The organism is Hephaestia sp. MAHUQ-44, from assembly GCF_023806085.1.
Classification (GTDB): Bacteria; Pseudomonadota; Alphaproteobacteria; order Sphingomonadales; family Sphingomonadaceae; genus Sphingomonas.
The window spans coordinates 22416-40002 of record NZ_JAMSLX010000021.1; the positions used below are offsets into that span (position 1 = coordinate 22416).

Sequence of the window (17587 nt, forward strand, 5' to 3'; positions counted from 1 at the left end):
CCTCCGCTCCGCTGCGGCCCTGCGGGTGCGCGCTACCGCCTGTGCCCGGCGCTGATCGGTCTCCGCCGCCGGGGATGGCCCCCGGCGCGGAAGCGGAGGATCGGATCATGTCATCACCAGCACGTTCAGACGTCTATGCCCGTGTCACCGACGCGATCGTCGCGGCGATCGAAGCCGGAACCGGCACCTGGCGTATGCCGTGGCATCACAGCGGCGCCGACGTCACCCGTCCGACCAACGTCGCCAGCGGCAAGCCCTATCGCGGCATCAACACCGTCTCGCTCTGGGCAGCCGCCTATGGCAGCGGCTATGCGAGCGGGGTCTGGGGCACCTATCGCCAGTGGCAGGCGCTCGGCTCTCAGGTCCGCAAGGGCGAACACGCCAGCCTCGGCGTCCTCTGGAAGGAGGTTCGCGCCAAGGGCGACGACGACCGCGACGAGGACGGCGATCATAGGCGGCTCTTCGCCCGCGCCTTCAGCCTGTTCAACGCCGATCAGGTCGACGGCTATGCCCCCGAGACGGGGCCGGTTCTGCCCGAGAGCGAACGCCTCGCCGCCGCCGAAGCCTTCATCGCCGCGCTCGGCATCGATACCGTCTATGGGTCGGGAAGCGCTTATTATCATATCGCCGAAGACCGCATCCATATGCCGGATTTCAGTGCCTTCCACGACGCGCACGGCTTCTACGCGACCCATGTCCACGAGGCAGCCCATGCCAGCGGCGCAGCCCATCGGCTCGACCGGGATTTCAGCGCCAAGTGGACCAAGCATGCTCTCGCGATGGAGGAGGCGACCGCCGAGCTGACCGCCTCGTTCATCCTCGCCGATCTCGGGATCGCGCACGAACCGCGGCCCGATCACGCCGCCTATATCGCCTCCTGGCTCCAGCTCCTGAAGGACGAGCCGCGCGCGATCTTCACTGCGGCGAGCAAGGCGCAAGCCGCCGCCGACTGGATGCACGCCCAGCAGCCATAAGCAGCGTGCCCGATTGACTCGATGATATTACGGATATACCCGTAATATCATCGAGTCGTTATCAGGAGCCATCCCATGAAGCGCATCCATCTGCACGTCAGCGTGCCCGATCTGGGCGCATCGATTCAGTTCTACGAGACGCTGTTCGGCGCCGCGCCGGTCGTGGTGAAGGACGATTACGCCAAGTGGATGCTCGACGATCCTAAGGTCAACTTCGCGATCTCCGAGCGCGCGCGGGCGACCGGCATCGACCATATCGGCATCCAGGTCGACAGCGCCGACGAGCTCGGGGAGCTCGCGGGGCGCCTCAAGGCTGCCGGCGCCGATACCTTCGATCAGGAAGCGACCACCTGCTGTTACGCGCAGTCGGACAAGAGCTGGGTCCGCGACCCCGCGGGCGTGCGCTGGGAGACGTTCTTCACCTTCGGCGAAGCGACCAGCTATGGCGAGGACGAGGTGCTGCCCGAGCCCGGCGCGGCCGCCTGCTTCGGCGCCGCCGCCGCGCCCGCGCCGAAGCAGGCGTGCTGCTGATGGACGCGCACGCCGCCGTTTCCTCGCTGTCCGCGCTCGCGCATCCGGGCCGCCTCGAGGTGTTCCGCCTGCTCGTTCGCGCCGGCGCCGAAGGCATGGCCTCCGGCGACATCGCGCGCGCGACGGGCCATGTGCCGCAGACCCTTTCGGGCAACCTGAACATCCTCGGCCACGCCGGGCTCGTGTCGTCGCGGCGCGAGGGCCGCTCGATCATCTACACCGCCGACTATGCCGCCATGACCGACCTGCTCGGCTTCCTGATGGAAGATTGCTGCGGCGGCGCCCCGGAGATCTGCGCGCCGCTCGCTGATGTCGTCACCAGGGCCGCATGCTGCCAACCCGGAGCCGTTCAATGACCGACCGCGTCTTCAACATCCTGTTCCTCTGCACCGGCAACTCCGCCCGCTCGATCCTCGCCGAGAGCGCGATGAACAAGCTCGGCGAAGGCCGTTTCCGTGGCTATTCCGCGGGCAGTTTCCCCAAGGGCGCAGTCAACCCCGACGCGCTGCAGCTCCTCACCCGCATCGGCTATCCGACCGAAGACTTGCGTTCGAAGAGCTGGGAGGAGTTCTCGAAGCCCGACGCGCCGACGATGGATTTCGTGTTCACCGTCTGCGACGATGCCGCTGGCGAGACGTGTCCGATCTGGCCCGGACACCCGATGACCGCGCATTGGGGCATCGAAGACCCGAGCCATGTCGAGGGCAACGATATCGAGCGCGAACGCGCTTTCGTGACCGCGTTGCACTATCTCGAGAACCGCATCAAGCTGTTCCTGGCGCTGCCGTTCGACCAGCTCGACCCGATGGCCTTGAGGGCGCATGTCCGCGAGATCGGCCAGACCGAAGGCGCGAGCAGCCGGCGCGGGGACGCCGCGTGAGCGATGCGGCCGCGGCGCCGAAGCCCGCGATCGGCACCTTCGAACGCTATCTCAGCCTCTGGGTAGCGGCGTGCATCGCCGTCGGTATCGCGCTCGGCTATGCGCTTCCCGGCCTGTTCGCGGTCATCGCCTCGGCCGAGATCGCGCGCGTCAACATCGTCGTCGCGCTGCTCATCTGGCTGATGATCGTACCGATGCTGCTCAAGATCGACCTCGGTGCGCTGGGATCGGTCCGCCGGCACTGGAAGGGCGTCGGCGTCACGCTCTTCATCAACTGGGCGGTGAAGCCGTTTTCGATGGCGCTGCTCGGCACCTTCTTCCTCGGCTATCTGTTCCGCCCCTGGCTGCCCGAGGCTGAGATCGGCTCCTATATCGCCGGCCTCATCCTGCTCGCCGCGGCACCCTGCACGGCGATGGTGTTCGTATGGTCCAACCTGTGCGACGGCGAGCCCAACTACACACTCAGCCAGGTCGCGCTGAACGACGTCATCATGGTGTTCGCCTTCGCGCCGCTCGTCGCGCTGCTGCTCGGGGTCGCGTCGATCACGGTGCCGTGGGACACGCTGCTCATCTCGGTCCTGCTCTACATCGTCGTGCCGGTGATCGCCGCGCAGCTCATCCGCCGCGCGCTGCTTGGCCGAGGCGGACAGCCTGCGCTCGCTCGGCTGCTCGCCGCGCTTGGTCCTGTGTCGCTGCTCGCGCTCCTCACCACGCTCGTCCTGTTGTTCGGATTTCAGGGCGAGGCGATCATCGCGCATCCCTTGGTCATCGCGCTCATTGCCGTGCCGATCCTCATCCAGGTCTATTTCAATGCGGGGCTCGCCTATTGGCTGAGCCGCCGGTTCGGCGTCGCGTGGTGCGTCGCCGCGCCTGCCGCACTGATCGGCGCTTCCAACTTCTTCGAGCTGGCCGTCGCCGCCGCGATCAGCCTGTTCGGCCTCGGCTCCGGCGCCGCGCTCGCCACAGTGGTCGGCGTGCTGGTCGAGGTGCCGGTGATGCTCTCGGTCGTCGGACTCGTGAAGAAAACCCGACCCTGGTATGAGCGGTCGTTGCCCGCATAATCCTGCGCAGCGCCTTCGCGAACATCACCGATAGAAGGTCAGGGCGGCCGCTCCCTTACGGGATCGGCCGCCCCGTCGCATAAGCGATTGGCACGGGGTTCGCCCGCGCCCAGCGGACGCCGCTGACGCGGCGGCGCTGATGTTCGGCCCCCTCGAGGCGAGGGTGGTCGGCGCTCCCTGCTAGGCCCGCCACGGCGCGCCGCAAGTTCGGCTGCGCCGAACTGCTCCATTGCATTCCGCCCCTGCGGGTGCGGCCCGCCGCTTCTGCGGGCCTCTCCGGTCGCTCTCGCCGCCCACCCCCGCCTCGCGGGGGGCCTGTGGGTTTTTGGGCAGTGCTGGAGGCACCGATGGTTTTCACCTTCCAACCGCCGTTTTTCACTGGACTGTCAGGATATATCGCCGAAATGGGTTCGGCGTTCCTGTGTGCGGCGCTCGGCATCGTGCCGACCGTGCGCCACGCCGATTATCTCGCGGCGTGGCTGGACGTGCTGCGCGCCGACAATCGGGCGATTTTCCGCGCCGCCTCGGCGGTGAGCAAGGCGGCGGACTGGTTGCTGGCGCGGCATGCAGAGGCGGCGGCGATGTGCCCGCATGATAACGCGGGGCCGGGCACGGACCCCGCCCCGGCCCCCGTTGCCGCGACGGCGGGCGCGTCATGACCCGCCCGGAGCCGCCGCCGCCCGACGCATTCGCGGTCGAGGCGACGCCGATTGGGCCGCAAAGCCTCGTCCCCGGCGTCGTCCCGATCACCCCGCGCGATCGCCTCGCCGCGCGCGCCGCCGCGCTGCTCGAACCCAACCGGCCGCAGCGCCCCTGCGACCTCGGCCAGTTCGACCTCAACGCGCGCAACCAGTTCGACCTCTTCCAGCCAAAGGAGCCCTGACCATGCACCTCCTCACCCCCGACCTGCGCGCCGCGCTGGTCGCCAACCATATGGCGCGCTGCGCGGCCACCGACGCCGAGGTTCGCGAGCCCGACCCCGCCCCGGTGGTCAAATTCTTCAACCCCGTCGGCGCGGCGACATGGCTCGCGACCGAACTCGACGCCGATGGCGACACCCTGTTCGGCCTAGCCGATCTCGGGTTCGGTTGTCCCGAACTCGGCAGTTTCAGCCTTGCTGAGATCGCCGCGCTCCGGCTTCCGTTGGGGCTCGCGATCGAGCGCGACCTGTCGTTCGCCAGCCTCATCCCGCTGTCGCTGTGGGCCGATGCGGCCCGCCAAGCCGGATCGATCAGCCAGGCCGAGGCGGCGCTGGCGGACACCGATGCCCGGCTGCGCGCCGCGCTCGACCATCTCGCGACGCAAGAGCTTCCGCCCGGAGAATCCGAGGGCGGCTGACGCGCGGGCGCGTCTCGCCCGCACCCCGATGCCGGTCCCGTCCGACGGTCACGGACCCGACGCGACCGGCGCTGACAAGGAGCATGACGATGAAACTCGACTTCATTCCGCTCGACCGGCTGTCGGTCGGCAAGACCAACATGCGCACCGCCAGAAAGGCGCCTGACGTGGCCGATCTGCTGCCGACCGTGCGTAAGCGCGGGGTCCTGCAGCCGATCATCGTTCGCCCCGACGGTGCCGATCGCTACGAGATCGTCGCCGGATTGCGGCGCTTCACCGCCGCGACCCTCGTCGCGGACGAACGTCGCGAGAGCGACGAGGACGCGGCTTGCGAGATCGCGATGATGCCGTGCGCGATCCTCGATGCGGGCGACGACGTCGACGCGATCGAGGCGTCGCTGATCGAGAATGTGGCGCGGCGCGACGCCGACGAAGTCACGCTATGGGAAACGTTCACGCGCTTGGTGAAGGAGGGCCGCAGCGTCGACGACATCGCGGGCACGTTCGGCCTGCCCGAGCTGGCGGTCAAACGCGTGCTCGCGCTCGGCAATCTGTTGCCCGCGATCCGCCGGATGTACGCGCGCGAAGAGATCGACCGCGCCGCCGTGCGGCACCTCACGCTCGCCAGCAAGCGCCAGCAACAGGCATGGCTGGCGCTCGCCAAGGACGACAACGCCGATTGTCCGACCGGCCACCAACTGAAGGCGTGGCTGTTCGGCGGGCAGTCGATCGCGGTCGAACATGCCTTGTTCGACGTGGCGGCGAGCGGGCTCGTGGTCATCGCCGACCTGTTCGGCGACGAGCGCTATTTCGCCGATGCCGAGGCGTTCTGGAGCGCGCAGGACGCCGCGATCGAGGCGAAGCGCGCCGGCTATATCGATGTGGGCTGGGCCGATGCGATCGTGGTAGGCCCGTCGGATCATTTTGCGTCGTGGGACTACGAGAAGACTCCCAAGCGCAAGGGCGGGCGCGTCTATCTCGACGTCCGCGCGAGCGGCGAGGTCGTGGTCCACGAAGGCTATGTCGGCCGCAAGGAAGCCGCGCGGCTCGCGCGCGGCGAGGCAGAAGGTGCGCGCGAGAAACCGGCGCGCCCCGAATGCACGAGCAAGATGCAGACCTATATCGACCTGCATCGCCACGCCGCCGTGCGCGCCGCGCTGACCGGTCACCCCGGCGTCGCGTTCCGGTTGATGGTCGCGCATGCCATCGCGGGGTCGCTGCTGTGGAGCGTCCGCTGCGAGCCGCAGACCGCGCGCTCGGACGCCATCGGCGAGAGCGTCGAGAGTGGCCGCGCCGAGGCGGCGTTCGACGAGCGCCGTCGCGCGGTGCTCGCCTTGCTCGACGTTGATCCCGACACGCCCACTGTCACGCGCGGTAATGCCGATCCGTACAAGCTGGTCGCCCTGTTCCTGCGCTTGCTCGATCTGCCAGACGCGGCCGTGATGGAGGTGGTCGCCATCGTGATGGGCGAGACGCTCGCCAGCGGCAGCGCCGCCGTCGAGGCGGTCGGGCTGCATATCGGGGTCGACATGGCGCGCTATTGGCAGGCCGATGAGGCCTTCTTCGCACTGATCCGCGACAGGAAGGTGATGACCCGGATCGTCGCCGAGGTCGCGGGCGAGGCGGTCGCCGAGGCCAACGCCAAGGAGAAGATCGCGACGATGAAGACGATCGTCCGCGATCATCTCGACGGCACCAACGGGCGCGCGCAGGCCGTCCCCTGGGTGCCGCGCTGGATGGCGTTCCCGCCATCGGCCTATACCGTGCGCGGCGGGGTCGGCACGGTCGGGGCCAATGCTTTGGTTGCGGCGGCGAAATTGCCCGAGCCCGATGGCGAGGGCGGCCCCGATGCCTTCCCGCCTGCCGCGCCAGCAATCCGGCCGCCCACGGACGCGAATGGCGAGCCGGTGTTGCTCGCGGCGTGAGGCGGCGGTCTGGCGCGATGTTCCAGCGGCGCGCGTGCGTCGCTGGAATGGCCGCGAGGCCGGGCGTCATCGTTCGCGACGCACCCATCGAGACGCTTGAGCATCAATCGTGCGCCCTCGTCCGGCCCTGACGGCGCCGGCCTCGGGCGCGCGGCAAACAGGAGAAAGATCATGGCCGACCGTGTTTCGGTGACCATCACCATCGGCGGAATGCTGCGCTTGTGCGACCGCGATCATCTGGTCGAGACCATCATCGGCGAAGGACTATCGACCGAATGGAACGGGCTCGCGTTCGACGCGACGCAGATCGCGGTCGATGCGCCGCTGCGGCTGGTTGCGCACGATGTGGCCTGGGGCAGGCTCGACGCGCTCGAAGCGTTTTGTTGTGACAAGGCGCTGCCGTTCGTCCGCTGGTCAGGCGGCTATGGCGGCGAATGGTCGCCCGAGCGCGTCGTGTTCACCGGGACCGGCGAACCGGCTAGTTATATCGCCGACGAAAACGAGCGCATCGTAATCGATCGGCCGACGATCGACCGGCTCGGTAGCTTCCAGGCGATCCTCGCCTATTTCGATGCCGCCGATCTCGCGGTGCCGCCGCTGATCGTCATCCCCTGACCAAGGAGCGCGCGCCCGAGCCGGACCCTGACGGGGCGCGGTCGGGATGCGCGCGGCGCCGGACGAGGCGCGCGACGTACGACGAAACCGCGCCCGTCGGTTGCGCGCACAATTATGATCGCCGACGGTCCCGAGCGCCAGTTCGGCACGGCACTTGGCCTGGTCGGCGTGGGTTTCGGGCGCATCGATCCCGGCGATGCGGATGCGTTCGCCGCTCGTCAGGCGGAACGTATCACCGTCGGGCACATAGCGAATCCGGGCCTCGTCCGCTGGCGTGGCGGCGATCAGCAGCAGCGCTGAAAGGGCCGTCAGTCGCGGAATCGGGCGTGTCGTGTTGGGCATGTCGACGCGCATCGTGGCGCTTCTCGACGCCTGGCGCCAGCCCCGAAGCCGCGCCCGTCGTCGAGCGCCGGCGGTCGGCGGTTGGTGTCATCGCGGAGCGCGAGAGGCGCGGTCCTGTCCGCCGATCCCCTCGCGGGTCGTGCCACCTGCGCCACCTGTTCGTCCTATTCTCGAACCGCGCCTGACGCGTTCCGGCTCCTCAAGCGCATGACCTGGACGACCATATCCCGCGCGAAACCATCGCCGGCGGACCGATTTCCCCGCCCGCCTGACGGCGGTCTCCTCGCGGTCGCTGCGCTTCAAATCGCTGCCTTGCTCCGGTCCTCCGCTGCGCTCCGGCTGCCGGTTCGCGCGCGCCACGTGGCCGTCCTCACGGTCGCGCCATCGTCCGGAAACGGTCCGGGCGACCTTCAAGGAGACGAACAATGCCAGCCATCGGACATGTCAGCCGCGACGGAAACGGCTTCAAGGGACAGCTCAATACGCTCTCGATCCGCGCCGATATCGCGATCTTGCCGACCACCCGCAAGACCAACGACCGGCAGCCCGACTATCGGGTGATGGCGGGCGGGGTCGAGGTCGGCGCCGGCTGGAACCGGGTCGGCGAATCCTCGGGCAACGACTATGTGTCGCTGAGCCTCGCCGCCCCCGAATTCGGACCGCGCCGGCTCTACGCCAATCTCGGCCGCGCCGCCGGCCAGGATGACGACGATTCCTACGCGATCATCTGGAATCCGGCCGACTGACCGCCGACGGCTCCCGCGCTGCTTCCGGCGCGGGAGCCGATGCGCTTCGGCGTGAGCGGCAGGGGGGCGGAATCGACCATAGCCGATTGCGACCCTGCCGAAGGCGGTGCCCGGCGTGCATGCCGAGCGCGACGCGGCGCCATCACGCGCCGCCAAGCCGGAGGGATCTTTGCATGGACGACACCGCCAAGCGCGCCCAGGCCGCGCGCGAGACCTGTCCTTTTCTGACCGCCCCGCAGGCCGCGTTCCATCTCGGGATCGCCTACAGCACGCTGCGCGCGCTGCGCGCGGCCGGGCGCGCGCCGCTGGGGCGCAAGCACGGCAGGACCTGGCGCTATCATATCGACGATCTCGAGGCCTGGTCGCAGGCGCGCAGCGGCGGTTCGGGCCGTGACTGAGCCGCGCGATCTGCCGTTGTTCGCGCATGCCGATTGTCTGGCGCGCGCGGGCGCGCCGCCGCGCGGCACAGGTCGATATCGCGCCCGGTACTGCCTAGCCTGCGCGGTCGGCGCCGCCGGGCTCGTGCTGATCCTCGTGACGGTCGTCGCGCCGTCGCCACCGCGCCTGGTGTGGAACGCGAGCGCCAGCGCGCCGCGCGGCCTCTACGCCGTGCAGGCCGGCGCCGCGCTTCACCGCGGTGACATGGTGATCGCGCGGATGCCCGAACGTGTTCGATCGCTGGCGGCCGAGCGGCGATATCTGCCCAGCGATGTGCCGCTGGTGAAGCGCGTCGCGGCGCTGTCGGGAGATCGTGTTTGCGCGGTCGGCGACAGAATATCGGTCGACCGCCGGGTCATCGCGCGCCGCCTCGCGCGCGACGCGGCCGGCCGTACCATGCCCTGGTGGCGTGGCTGCGGGACGCTTCGCGGCGGCGCGATCCTGCTGCTGAACCCGGCGCCGGCGTCGTTCGACGGGCGCTATTTCGGGCCGACGCAGGTCAGCGACGTGATCGGGAAGGCGGTGCCCTTATGGGTCCGCTGAAGGCGCTCGCAGGTGCCGTGGTCGTGCTCACGACACCGCTCGAGGCCTCGACGCACGCCGCCGACGTCACCGCAGACTGGCGGCCCTATGTTGCCGAAGCCTCGGCGCGGTTCGGTATCCCGGTCGCGTGGATCGAGCGTGTGATCGTGGCCGAGAGCGGCGGACGCACGCGCTGGCAGGGACGGCCAACGACCTCGCGCGCGGGCGCGATGGGGCTGATGCAGTTGATGCCGGCGACCTGGGCCGCGCTGCGCGTTCGGTATCGGCTCGGCGCTGACGCCTATGATCCGCACGACAATATCATCGCCGGCACCGCCTATCTGCGCGCGATGTACGACCGGTTCGGGTATCCTGGGCTGTTCGCCGCCTATAACGCCGGGCCGGGCCGTTACGTCGCGCATCTGGCGAACGGCACGCCGCTCCCGCGCGAGACGCGCGCGTACCTTGCCGCCGTCACCGGGACCGCCAACGCGGACGCAATGCAATCCGCGACGCCGGCGCGCGACCTCCTCTTCGCGGTCGCGCCTGCGTCGGACCACAACGCAAATTCCATCGATCGCGATGAGAGGATGCCGGGCTTGTTCGTGCCGCTGTCGTCTCGCTGAGCATCGTCGCGCGCGTGGCTGCGGATGCTGCCAGGCTCGTGGCGCGAGCGCTGCGCGCCCTCTCCTCGGTGGGAGGGGCTCGTCTCGGATCGGCCGAGCATGGCGGCTGCCGGGGCGTCTGTGCAAGGCCGGCGGCCCCTCCAATTTTGCCGCGATAAGGACGGCTGCTGCGCAGCCGGGTTCATTTGTTCGCGCGCGACAAAATCGGCTCCTCCGCCGCCGCTGCGCGGTGCCTGCGCTGCCGCTCCGGCAGCCCTGACAGACGCCCCGCCAACCGCCGGACAAGAGCTGTCCTCGATCAGGAGGACGTCAAGCGGATGGAGGTTCACAATGACCATGATGCAACCAGGGTCGACCGGCGCGGATCGCGTGATGACGGCATTGATCGCAGGACTCGAGATCGAATTCGGACGCGGCGCGGGCGAGGGTCTGGCGCGGCGTTTCCTGAGCGCGGAGGATGCGGAATTCCGGTGGGATGCGCGCATCTCGGAGCGCTGGCTGGGCAGTTACGAGAGCGGCGACGAGGAGAATTCGGTGCTCGATCGGGTCGTGATCTGCGGGTGGCTCGACGCGACATGGTTCGCAGCGACGATGATCGTGGACGACGACGGTGCGGCGCACGGGATGCTCGGATGTCGCGCTTTCGACAACGAAGAGGCGGCGCGCAGGGCGATGGCCGACGCGCATTGAGGATGAGTTTTCGGCGTGGTTGGGGCGCGGTGCAGGCAGCGTCGCGTCCCGGCTCTGGTGTGCCTCGGCTCGGGGCGGGCGATCGCGGACGAGACGGAGGTACAGGGCCGATTTGGGGGAGCGGAGCGGTGAGGACAGAGGGTCGATGGGAACGGCCTTTGGCGGGGTGGGGCGTAAGGCAAGATAAAGCTGCGGCACCGGTGGCCCCACAAGCCATTGTCTGCACATCGTTTTTTGTAGATCTCGTCGGCACTGTCGGGATGCGACTAGTGCCGTGGTGCCAAGAAACGGCAGATTTCCGCAGGGCGCGCCGGCACCGGTTTTCGCGCGCGCTGGCGCGCGCCATGATTGGTCGATCGCAGGAGTGACAGCGTTCCATGGCAGACGACACCGACTTCGAGCCACGGCTCGGCCGCCAGAAGGCGCGCGGGAGCAAGCGCGCGCATACCTATCTCGGCCGCGTGCTGGCGGCGACCAATCTGGCGCGCGGCGGCGCGCTGGCGATGGGGCGATCGGCACGCTTCAACGGCGGCCGGATCGGACGCGGCGCCGGCGTGGGCCGAATGCTTGCATCACGCGGCGGTCGGAGCGCGCTCGGACGCCGCCGCGTCATCGTCAAGGCAAGCCTCGTCAAGCTGGCCGGCAAGGGGGCCGGCGCGGCGGCGGCGCATCTGCGCTATCTGCAGCGCGACGGGACGACGCGCGAGGGCGGGCGCGGCGCGCTCTACGGCCCCGACGCCGATGTCGCGGATGGAGCGTCGTTTCGCACGCGCGGGAGCGGCGATCGGCATCAGTTCCGGTTCATCGTGTCGCCCGAGGACGGCGCCGAATATGACGACCTCAAACCGCTTACTCGGCGACTGATGGAACGGGTCGAACACGATCTCGGCACCAGGCTCGACTGGATCGCGATCGATCACTTCAACACCGGCCATCCACACACGCATATCGTTGTACGCGGCGTCGATGATCGAGGGTGCGACCTGATCATCGCGCGCGACTATCTGACCCGCGGCATGCGCGAGCGCGCCGCCGAGCTCGTCGACCTCGATCTGGGGCCGCGATCGACGCGTGAGATCGAGGGGGCTTTGCGCGCCGAGATCGGGCAGGAGCGATTGACTGGTATCGACCGCGCGCTGCTGCGCGACGCCGGACTTGATCGCATCGTCGCGGCGACCGGCAACACCGGCTTCGATCAGACCATTCGTGCCGGACGCCTTGCGACGCTGGCGAGGATGGGGCTGGCCACGTCGATCGGTGCGGGCCGCTACCGCTTGGCGGAGGATCTCGCCGACACGCTGCGCCGGTTGGGCGAACGCGGTGATATCATCCGCACGATGCAGCGCGCCATCGAGCGCGCCGCGCTCGAGCGGTCGGTCGCGGGCCAGATCATCTACGAGCCGGGCGCCGAGGGGGCTCGGCAGTTGACCGGTCGGGTCGTCGCGCGCGGCCTCGCCGACGAGCATCAGGATCGGCATTATCTGATCGTCGATGCGACCGACGGGCGGACCCATTATGTGGCGATCGGCCGAGGCCGCAATTTCGAGGCGCTACCGACCGGGGCGATTGTGCGCATCGACCCGGTCCGCCCATCGATCCGCGAGGCCGACCGCACGATCGCTGCGGTCGCGGCGGCGAATGGCGGCCACTATGATATCGACGCACATCTGCGGCTCGATCCGAGCGCGACCGAAGCCTTCGCCGAAACGCATGTGCGCCGCCTGGAGGCGATGCGGCGCGGCGGAGGCGGCGTCGAGCTTGAGGCATCGGGCCGCTGGACGATCACGCCCGATCATCTCGAGCGCGTAGCTGCGTGGGAGCGCGCCAAGCTGCGCGACCGCCCGGTGACGGTCACGTTGCTCTCCGCGCGACCGCTCGATCGCCTGGCCGATGCCGATGCCGTGACCTGGCTCGACCGGGAGGCTGTCGCGACGGCGCCCGAGCCGCTGCGCGACGCCGGATTCGGACGCGAGGTCTGCACCGCGCAGGCGAGGCGACGGCAATGGCTGGTCGAGCAGGGATTGGCCGCGGAAGCGAACGGCGTGGTGACCTTTCGGAAGGACTTGCTCGCGGCGTTGCAGCGGCGCGAGCTGTTGGCGACCGCACGGCAGCTTTCCGAAGAACTGGATTTGCCTTTCGTCGAAGCCCGGGAGGGCGCGCGCGTCGACGGGATTTATCGACGCTCGGTCGAACTGGTCAGCGGCCGGTTCGCTCTGGTGGAGCGATCGCGGGACTTCACGCTGGTGCCGTGGCGGCAGGCGCTCGAACGGCAGTTCGGCAGACCGGTATCCGGCATCATGCGCGAAAGCGGGATTAATTGGGCGATCGGACGCGGGCGCGGTGGGCCATCGATTTCGTGACGGAGCGCGGCGTCTGATAGCGGGCTGGTGAAATGACACGAGGCGATGAACGGAATTTTGGCGGGCGCCAGCGAGCTGGACACACCAACGCCGGAAACCGAATATGGGCCGACTACGGCCCGGCAGTTTGGAATAGCGAAAGTTAAATAGCTGATCTTCCCTCGGGCAGCGCGGCGGTGTCGGCAGGCGCCGACATAGCGGTCGTTCGAGCTGGTGAGCAGCATCTTTAAAAGTAGCCCTACAGTCACGGGTGAATCGAGAGTGACGGTCGGCCAGCGTTGGGATATTCGGGGCGGTCCGCGGCTGGAACTGTCGTTCGTTCATGCACTCCAGAAATGGCAGCAAGGCGCCCCATTTCGGCCGCTCACGCGCAACGGTGTCGACGCCAAAGCCAGCCGTTCATTACGGGCAGTCGGCGAATGCCCGACAATAGTCGTTATCTGACGTGGAACGGCATCAACAAGTTGGACCAATCAGGTGCCCACCGCCACCGACGGCTGCTCACCAAGAAGCTGAGCCGAAATTCCACGAAGCTGGCGCGCGAACTCGTCGGGCGGCTGGCCGCCGGAAATGAGGTAGCGGTCGTCAACGACGACCGCGGGCACGCTGCTGATACCCCGCTGGCGCCAAAGCATCTCCTCGGCACGGACCTGGTCCGTGTATCGATCCGAAGCGAGGATTTCACGCGCTTCGGCTCCGTCCAGTCCGACTGTCTCCGCCGCGGCGGCGAGCGCATCGCGATTGCCGGTGTCCTGTTGGTTAGTGAAATAGAGCGTGAATAGCTGCCGCTTCATCTCGAGCTGGTGCCCCTTCTCGCCAGCCCATGCGATCAGCCGGTGCGCGTCGAACGTGTTGTAGACCCGGCTCGAGTCCGACGTGTTCATGGTGAAGCCGATATCAGCGGCTCGATCCCTAATCCGCGCGCGGTTCTCGCGCACCTGATCGGGCGACATGCCGTATTTCGTGGAGATGTGCTCAAACCCGTTCTCGCCGCCTGCCGGCATGTCTGGGTTGAGCTCAAATGGATGGAACGTAATGTCCGCCTCGATCTCACCCTTGAGGCTGTCGAGCGCTTTCTCCAATCCAAGCAGGCCAATGACGCACCACGGGCAAGCGATGTCGGAGATGAAGTCGATCTTGAGCTTCTGGGGCATGGCCTGGGCCTCGTGGTCGAATGGATCTTACTGTTTTGAAGGTTGGCGTTGCCACGCCCGTTCGCAAGGCCTCCCCCACCGGCGCACGATCTGGTGGGACGGCGGCAATCAACCGTCAGCCATGCGCCCAAATTTCACCGTTGAATGTCGGATTGATGCACCCCGAAGCTGCCATCCAAACAGGAGTCCCGGTGGCCATCTGCACACAATCGCTATTGGAATTATATAATCATTCCGCTTGGCGAGGATGATGGGCTGCGGGTTAGGCTGACACAGCCGTTCGCAATCGTATGCCGCGACCAGTACCGGTACTTTGCGCATTTTCGCCGATCAGCTCGATCCCAGCGCCTTCCAGAGCGGCGATCACTTTCATCAATGTGTCGACGACGCCCCGAACCTGACCGTCAGAGGCCTCCATGCGTTGGATGGTCGGAAGAGATACGCCGGCAAGCGCGGCGAGTTCGCGTTGATCGATACCAAGGAGCGCCCGTGCCGCCCGCATCTGTTGCGACGTGATCATCGACGCCGGGATGATGTATAGACCATCAGATTACAAGGGTGGGAATGTAAGACGCTCATCGTCCTTGGCGCGAGCCTTGATCGTTACCTCGGTCTTCGCATTCTGCCTCCCTCTGCCACAGTCGCGATTCTGCCTGCTATGCTCGGAACATCTAACCAAGGATATTCGTGGTTTTCCGCAGGAGTGGGGTACGCAGCGGCGTAAGGCAGAAAATCTGGCGTGCTGCCGGCAATCGCGATCCGATTGCGGTGTGCGACATCGGGCACCACCAGTACCCGACCATCGAAATATGCACATAGCCTTGCAGCGGGACGCGATGATCGGAACCGGCGGCCGATGAGATCGACGACCAACATCCGTCCTCGCCGAGCCGCTTTCGGCATCGATCATAGACGCTCTGGAATGCAATGGTCGCAGCCATCGATGATCAGGACGTCGAGGCGACCGGGATCCGCGTCGGCAAAAGTCGTCGCCGTCCGCACAGGCCACGCGTAGACGGGTATCGTTTTCGGGGATCTCAAGGGGCCTGTGGAGGGTGAGTACCTCGGGATTGGTCTCAACGGCGCTCATCGCGCAACCGTAGGCGACGCCCACAGCCGCGACGCTCGATCCTCAGTCGCGCTTGTGATCGCCGGCTTCGACGATTGCGCTCTCCAGGGTCCGCCGGAAACGCACGCGCGGCGGCCTCAGGCCATGGAGGAAGAGCGTGCGGCGGACGGTGGCGGTCGCACCCACGATATAGACGGCCGTGTCGCGATGGATGGCCTTGCGTACGAAACCTTCGATCGTCGCGGCCCCCGTCGAATCCAGCATGGTCACCGCCGATAGATCGAAGACATAGGCCTTCGGCCGTTCGCCAATCCGGTCCAGCGCGGCCCCGACTGCCGCCGCAGCGCCGAAGAAGAAGGCGCCCGATACGCGCACTACGGCGACATCCGGGTCGGTCGCGAGCCCCACCTGATAGGGCGTGCGGCCATTGCCGTTGGTGCTGTCGGCCTTGTCCTCCTCCGCGAGGGGGTGAATATTCTCGACCTCGGCCGCTTGTGCCATGCGGTGCAGAAACAGCATCACGCTGAGTGCGAAACCAACCAGTATGCCCTCGGTGAGATCGCGGAAGATGACGAGCAGGACGGTTGCGAGCAACACTACCGCATCACCCCGCGATGCGCGTATCAGCGTGGCGAACTCATGCTTCTCGGTCATGTTCCACGCGACCAGGGCAAGAACGCCGGCCAACGCTGCCAGAGGAATGTAGGAGGCGAGCGGGGCAGCAACGAGAATGAACAGCAACAGAAACGCCGAGTGCATCATCCCCGAGACGGGGCTGCGCGCGCCCGAGCGGACATTGGTCGCGGTGCGCGCGATATTGCCGGTGACGCAGATGCCACCGAACAGGGGCGAGAGGATGTTGGCCACGCCCTGCGCCAGCAACTCGCAATTCGATCGATGCCGGCGCCCCGTCATCGAATCGGCGACCACCGCCGACAACAGGCTTTCGATACAGCCGAGCAACGTGAACGACAGCGCATTGGGCAGCACCGCCATCACTCGCGCATAGGATACCGTCGGCAGGTGTGGTGCCAGAAGCCCTTGCGGAATACCGCCGAACCGTGTGCCGATCGTCTCGACCGGCAACCCTGCAAGTGCTGCACCCGCAGCAACGATTCCCACCGCGATGATGAAGGACGGCCAGTGCGGGCGGTAGCGGCGGATAGCGGCGATGATCCCGATCGTGCCCAGCGCGACGAACACAGCAGCAGGATTGACACTCGGTAGGGCGCCGCCGATCGCCGCCAGTTTGGGCAGGAGCGGCCCCGGCTCCTTCTCGAGCGTCAGGCCGAGCAGGTCCTTGATCTGGCTGGCGAAGATGATGATTGCGATGCCGGCGGTGAAGCCGACTGTGACCGGATAAGGAATATACTTAATGAAGGCGCCCAGCCGCAGTAACCCGACCGCCGCAAGCATGATCCCCGACAGGAATGTCGCCAGCAGCAGACCGTCAACGCCATGCTGGGCGACGGTAGCCGACACCAGCACGATGAACGCGCCCGCCGGCCCGCCGATCTGGAAACGACTGCCGCCAAACGCCGAGACGACGAAGCCGCCGACGATCGAGGTGTAGAGGCCTCTATCCGGCGTCACTCCCGAGGCGATCGCGATCGCCATCGACAATGGCAGGGCCACGATGGCGACCGTGAGGCCGGACATGGCGTCGGCTTTCAGGCTCGCCAGTCCGTATCCTTCCTTCAGGACCGTGAAGAGTTTGGGAGTGTATAGGTCGCGAAATCCTGGCTTCATGGTCGTGGCCGACATGACGATCCCTTCTTCTGCCACCTGTCGGGCGGGATCGTCGGCCGGAAGCGATGGTCGGCGCCGCTCTGTTCGTTTTCGTTGCAATCGAGAGATGCAGGCGACGCGTTTGAGCGCCCGTAGTCACATTCGACTCACATCTAGACCGCCATTTGCATGTATGAAACATGATAGATCATGTCTAGGAGATCAGTCCAATGACTGTCTTTGCAGGGCAGCGGACGCGTCTCCGGCGCACGGATCGTATTGAGATTTTCTGCCTTTTGAACGGCCTGTTCGCAATCCGACCGGTTCGTTCAAAGGATGGGCGACAACGCGGTGCATCTCAGTCGTTGAAGCTTTTCCGTCGACCGCCGGAAAGCGAACGCCGAATGAGCTTTCCGCTGATGGCTGCAATGTTCGACTATTCGGAACAGCGGGTTCCAACTTAAGATCAGGACTCATTGATTGAGCCAGAAGATGACGGTGGCGGCAATGCAGATGGCGGACATGAAGGTGTGGGCGCATCGGTCGTAGCGAGTATGGATGCGCCGCCAATCCTTGAGCCGGCCGAAC

The 17587-nt window shown here is 67.0% G+C and carries 19 protein-coding genes and 2 pseudogenes; 17 read left to right on the plus strand and 4 right to left on the minus strand.

All coding sequences use genetic code 11. The annotated features are described in order from the left end of the window. Positions 1–107 precede the first annotated feature (107 nt). From NFE57_RS15780 to rlxS, 17 genes and pseudogenes are all read left to right on the plus strand, one after another. On the plus strand, positions 108–974 hold the full coding sequence (locus NFE57_RS15780) for an ArdC family protein (RefSeq protein WP_252136554.1): 867 nt from the start codon (positions 108–110) through the stop codon (positions 972–974). A 75-nt stretch (positions 975–1049) separates the two neighbouring features. Further along, positions 1050–1505 (plus strand): ArsI/CadI family heavy metal resistance metalloenzyme, encoded by a 456-nt coding sequence (locus NFE57_RS15785; RefSeq protein WP_252136555.1) that lies wholly within the window; start codon positions 1050–1052, stop codon positions 1503–1505. Next, positions 1505–1861 (plus strand): ArsR/SmtB family transcription factor, encoded by a 357-nt coding sequence (locus tag NFE57_RS15790; RefSeq protein ID WP_252136556.1) that lies wholly within the window; start codon positions 1505–1507, stop codon positions 1859–1861. Before NFE57_RS15785 ends, NFE57_RS15790 begins: the two co-directional genes overlap by 1 nt. Then, the gene (locus NFE57_RS15795) at positions 1858–2385 is read left to right on the plus strand and encodes an arsenate reductase ArsC (protein WP_252136557.1); all 528 of its coding nucleotides are present in this window, start codon (positions 1858–1860) and stop codon (positions 2383–2385) included. Before NFE57_RS15790 ends, NFE57_RS15795 begins: the two co-directional genes overlap by 4 nt. Then, positions 2382–3446: an ACR3 family arsenite efflux transporter gene (gene arsB, locus NFE57_RS15800; protein WP_252136558.1), complete on the plus strand. Its 1065-nt coding sequence runs from the start codon at positions 2382–2384 to the stop codon at positions 3444–3446. The genes NFE57_RS15795 and arsB overlap by 4 nt, the downstream gene beginning before the upstream one ends. A 395-nt stretch (positions 3447–3841) precedes the next feature. After that, a pseudogene (locus tag NFE57_RS15805) lies at positions 3842–4105 on the plus strand (zincin-like metallopeptidase domain-containing protein); the annotation flags it as partial. Continuing rightward, positions 4102–4329 carry a hypothetical protein gene (locus tag NFE57_RS15810; RefSeq protein WP_252136559.1) on the plus strand — a complete coding sequence of 76 codons (228 nt, stop codon included), beginning with the start codon at positions 4102–4104 and terminating at the stop codon, positions 4327–4329. The pseudogene NFE57_RS15805 and the gene NFE57_RS15810, both read left to right, overlap by 4 nt. A gap of 2 nt (positions 4330–4331) precedes the next feature. Then, positions 4332–4784, plus strand: coding sequence for a DUF2958 domain-containing protein (locus NFE57_RS15815; RefSeq protein WP_252136560.1), 453 nt, complete (start codon positions 4332–4334; stop codon positions 4782–4784). An 89-nt stretch (positions 4785–4873) separates the two neighbouring features. Next, on the plus strand, positions 4874–6709 hold the full coding sequence (locus NFE57_RS15820; protein ID WP_252136561.1) for a ParB/RepB/Spo0J family partition protein: 1836 nt from the start codon (positions 4874–4876) through the stop codon (positions 6707–6709). Positions 6710–6880: 171 nt separating this feature from the next. Further along, positions 6881–7324, plus strand: a complete 444-nt coding sequence (locus NFE57_RS15825; protein ID WP_252136562.1) for a hypothetical protein — start codon at positions 6881–6883, stop codon at positions 7322–7324. Positions 7325–7438: 114 nt separating this feature from the next. Further along, on the plus strand, positions 7439–7624 hold the full coding sequence (locus NFE57_RS15830; protein ID WP_252136563.1) for a hypothetical protein: 186 nt from the start codon (positions 7439–7441) through the stop codon (positions 7622–7624). A 467-nt stretch (positions 7625–8091) separates the two neighbouring features. Next, positions 8092–8412, plus strand: a complete 321-nt coding sequence (locus tag NFE57_RS15835; RefSeq protein WP_252136564.1) for a DUF736 domain-containing protein — start codon at positions 8092–8094, stop codon at positions 8410–8412. A 173-nt stretch (positions 8413–8585) separates the two neighbouring features. Continuing rightward, a complete protein-coding gene (locus NFE57_RS15840; RefSeq protein ID WP_252136565.1) occupies positions 8586–8810 on the plus strand; it encodes a helix-turn-helix transcriptional regulator in 225 nt (74 codons plus the stop codon). Then, a complete protein-coding gene (locus NFE57_RS15845; RefSeq protein ID WP_252136566.1) occupies positions 8803–9393 on the plus strand; it encodes a S26 family signal peptidase in 591 nt (196 codons plus the stop codon). Before NFE57_RS15840 ends, NFE57_RS15845 begins: the two co-directional genes overlap by 8 nt. Further along, on the plus strand, positions 9381–9998 hold the full coding sequence (locus NFE57_RS15850; protein WP_252136567.1) for a lytic transglycosylase domain-containing protein: 618 nt from the start codon (positions 9381–9383) through the stop codon (positions 9996–9998). Before NFE57_RS15845 ends, NFE57_RS15850 begins: the two co-directional genes overlap by 13 nt. A gap of 330 nt (positions 9999–10328) precedes the next feature. Further along, the gene (locus NFE57_RS15855) at positions 10329–10688 is read left to right on the plus strand and encodes a hypothetical protein (protein WP_252136568.1); all 360 of its coding nucleotides are present in this window, start codon (positions 10329–10331) and stop codon (positions 10686–10688) included. 377 nt (positions 10689–11065) lie between these two features. Then, entirely contained in the window at positions 11066–13048 is a 1983-nt protein-coding gene (rlxS, locus tag NFE57_RS15860) for a relaxase/mobilization nuclease RlxS (RefSeq protein ID WP_252136569.1), read from the plus strand. A 473-nt stretch (positions 13049–13521) separates the two neighbouring features. Here rlxS and NFE57_RS15865 read toward each other — a convergent pair whose 3' ends face one another. From NFE57_RS15865 to NFE57_RS15880, 4 genes and pseudogenes are all read right to left on the minus strand, one after another. Continuing rightward, entirely contained in the window at positions 13522–14202 is a 681-nt protein-coding gene (locus NFE57_RS15865) for a DsbA family oxidoreductase (RefSeq protein WP_252136570.1), read from the minus strand. Between the two features lie 262 nt (positions 14203–14464). Continuing rightward, a complete protein-coding gene (locus NFE57_RS15870) occupies positions 14465–14722 on the minus strand; it encodes a helix-turn-helix domain-containing protein (RefSeq protein ID WP_252136571.1) in 258 nt (85 codons plus the stop codon). 612 nt (positions 14723–15334) lie between these two features. Continuing rightward, a complete protein-coding gene (locus NFE57_RS15875) occupies positions 15335–17035 on the minus strand; it encodes a SulP family inorganic anion transporter (RefSeq protein ID WP_252136572.1) in 1701 nt (566 codons plus the stop codon). 437 nt (positions 17036–17472) lie between these two features. Beyond that, positions 17473–17587, minus strand: a pseudogene (locus NFE57_RS15880) (IS5 family transposase); the annotation flags it as partial.

Bases quoted from the DNA above. Each gene is read 5' to 3' on its own strand.
- NFE57_RS15780 (WP_252136554.1), top strand. From the start codon at position 108: ATGTCATCACCAGCACGTTCAGACGTCTATGCCCGTGTCACCGACGCG.
- NFE57_RS15785 (WP_252136555.1), top strand. From the start codon at position 1,050: ATGAAGCGCATCCATCTGCACGTCAGCGTGCCCGATCTGGGCGCATCG.
- NFE57_RS15790 (WP_252136556.1), top strand. From the start codon at position 1,505: ATGGACGCGCACGCCGCCGTTTCCTCGCTGTCCGCGCTCGCGCATCCG.
- NFE57_RS15795 (WP_252136557.1), top strand. From the start codon at position 1,858: ATGACCGACCGCGTCTTCAACATCCTGTTCCTCTGCACCGGCAACTCC.
- NFE57_RS15810 (WP_252136559.1), top strand. From the start codon at position 4,102: ATGACCCGCCCGGAGCCGCCGCCGCCCGACGCATTCGCGGTCGAGGCG.
- NFE57_RS15815 (WP_252136560.1), top strand. From the start codon at position 4,332: ATGCACCTCCTCACCCCCGACCTGCGCGCCGCGCTGGTCGCCAACCAT.
- NFE57_RS15820 (WP_252136561.1), top strand. From the start codon at position 4,874: ATGAAACTCGACTTCATTCCGCTCGACCGGCTGTCGGTCGGCAAGACC.
- NFE57_RS15825 (WP_252136562.1), top strand. From the start codon at position 6,881: ATGGCCGACCGTGTTTCGGTGACCATCACCATCGGCGGAATGCTGCGC.
- NFE57_RS15830 (WP_252136563.1), top strand. From the start codon at position 7,439: ATGATCGCCGACGGTCCCGAGCGCCAGTTCGGCACGGCACTTGGCCTG.
- NFE57_RS15835 (WP_252136564.1), top strand. From the start codon at position 8,092: ATGCCAGCCATCGGACATGTCAGCCGCGACGGAAACGGCTTCAAGGGA.
- NFE57_RS15840 (WP_252136565.1), top strand. From the start codon at position 8,586: ATGGACGACACCGCCAAGCGCGCCCAGGCCGCGCGCGAGACCTGTCCT.
- NFE57_RS15850 (WP_252136567.1), top strand. From the start codon at position 9,381: ATGGGTCCGCTGAAGGCGCTCGCAGGTGCCGTGGTCGTGCTCACGACA.
- NFE57_RS15855 (WP_252136568.1), top strand. From the start codon at position 10,329: ATGACCATGATGCAACCAGGGTCGACCGGCGCGGATCGCGTGATGACG.
- rlxS (WP_252136569.1), top strand. From the start codon at position 11,066: ATGGCAGACGACACCGACTTCGAGCCACGGCTCGGCCGCCAGAAGGCG.
- NFE57_RS15865 (WP_252136570.1), bottom strand. From the start codon at position 14,202: ATGCCCCAGAAGCTCAAGATCGACTTCATCTCCGACATCGCTTGCCCG.
- NFE57_RS15870 (WP_252136571.1), bottom strand. From the start codon at position 14,722: ATGATCACGTCGCAACAGATGCGGGCGGCACGGGCGCTCCTTGGTATC.
- NFE57_RS15875 (WP_252136572.1), bottom strand. From the start codon at position 17,035: ATGTCGGCCACGACCATGAAGCCAGGATTTCGCGACCTATACACTCCC.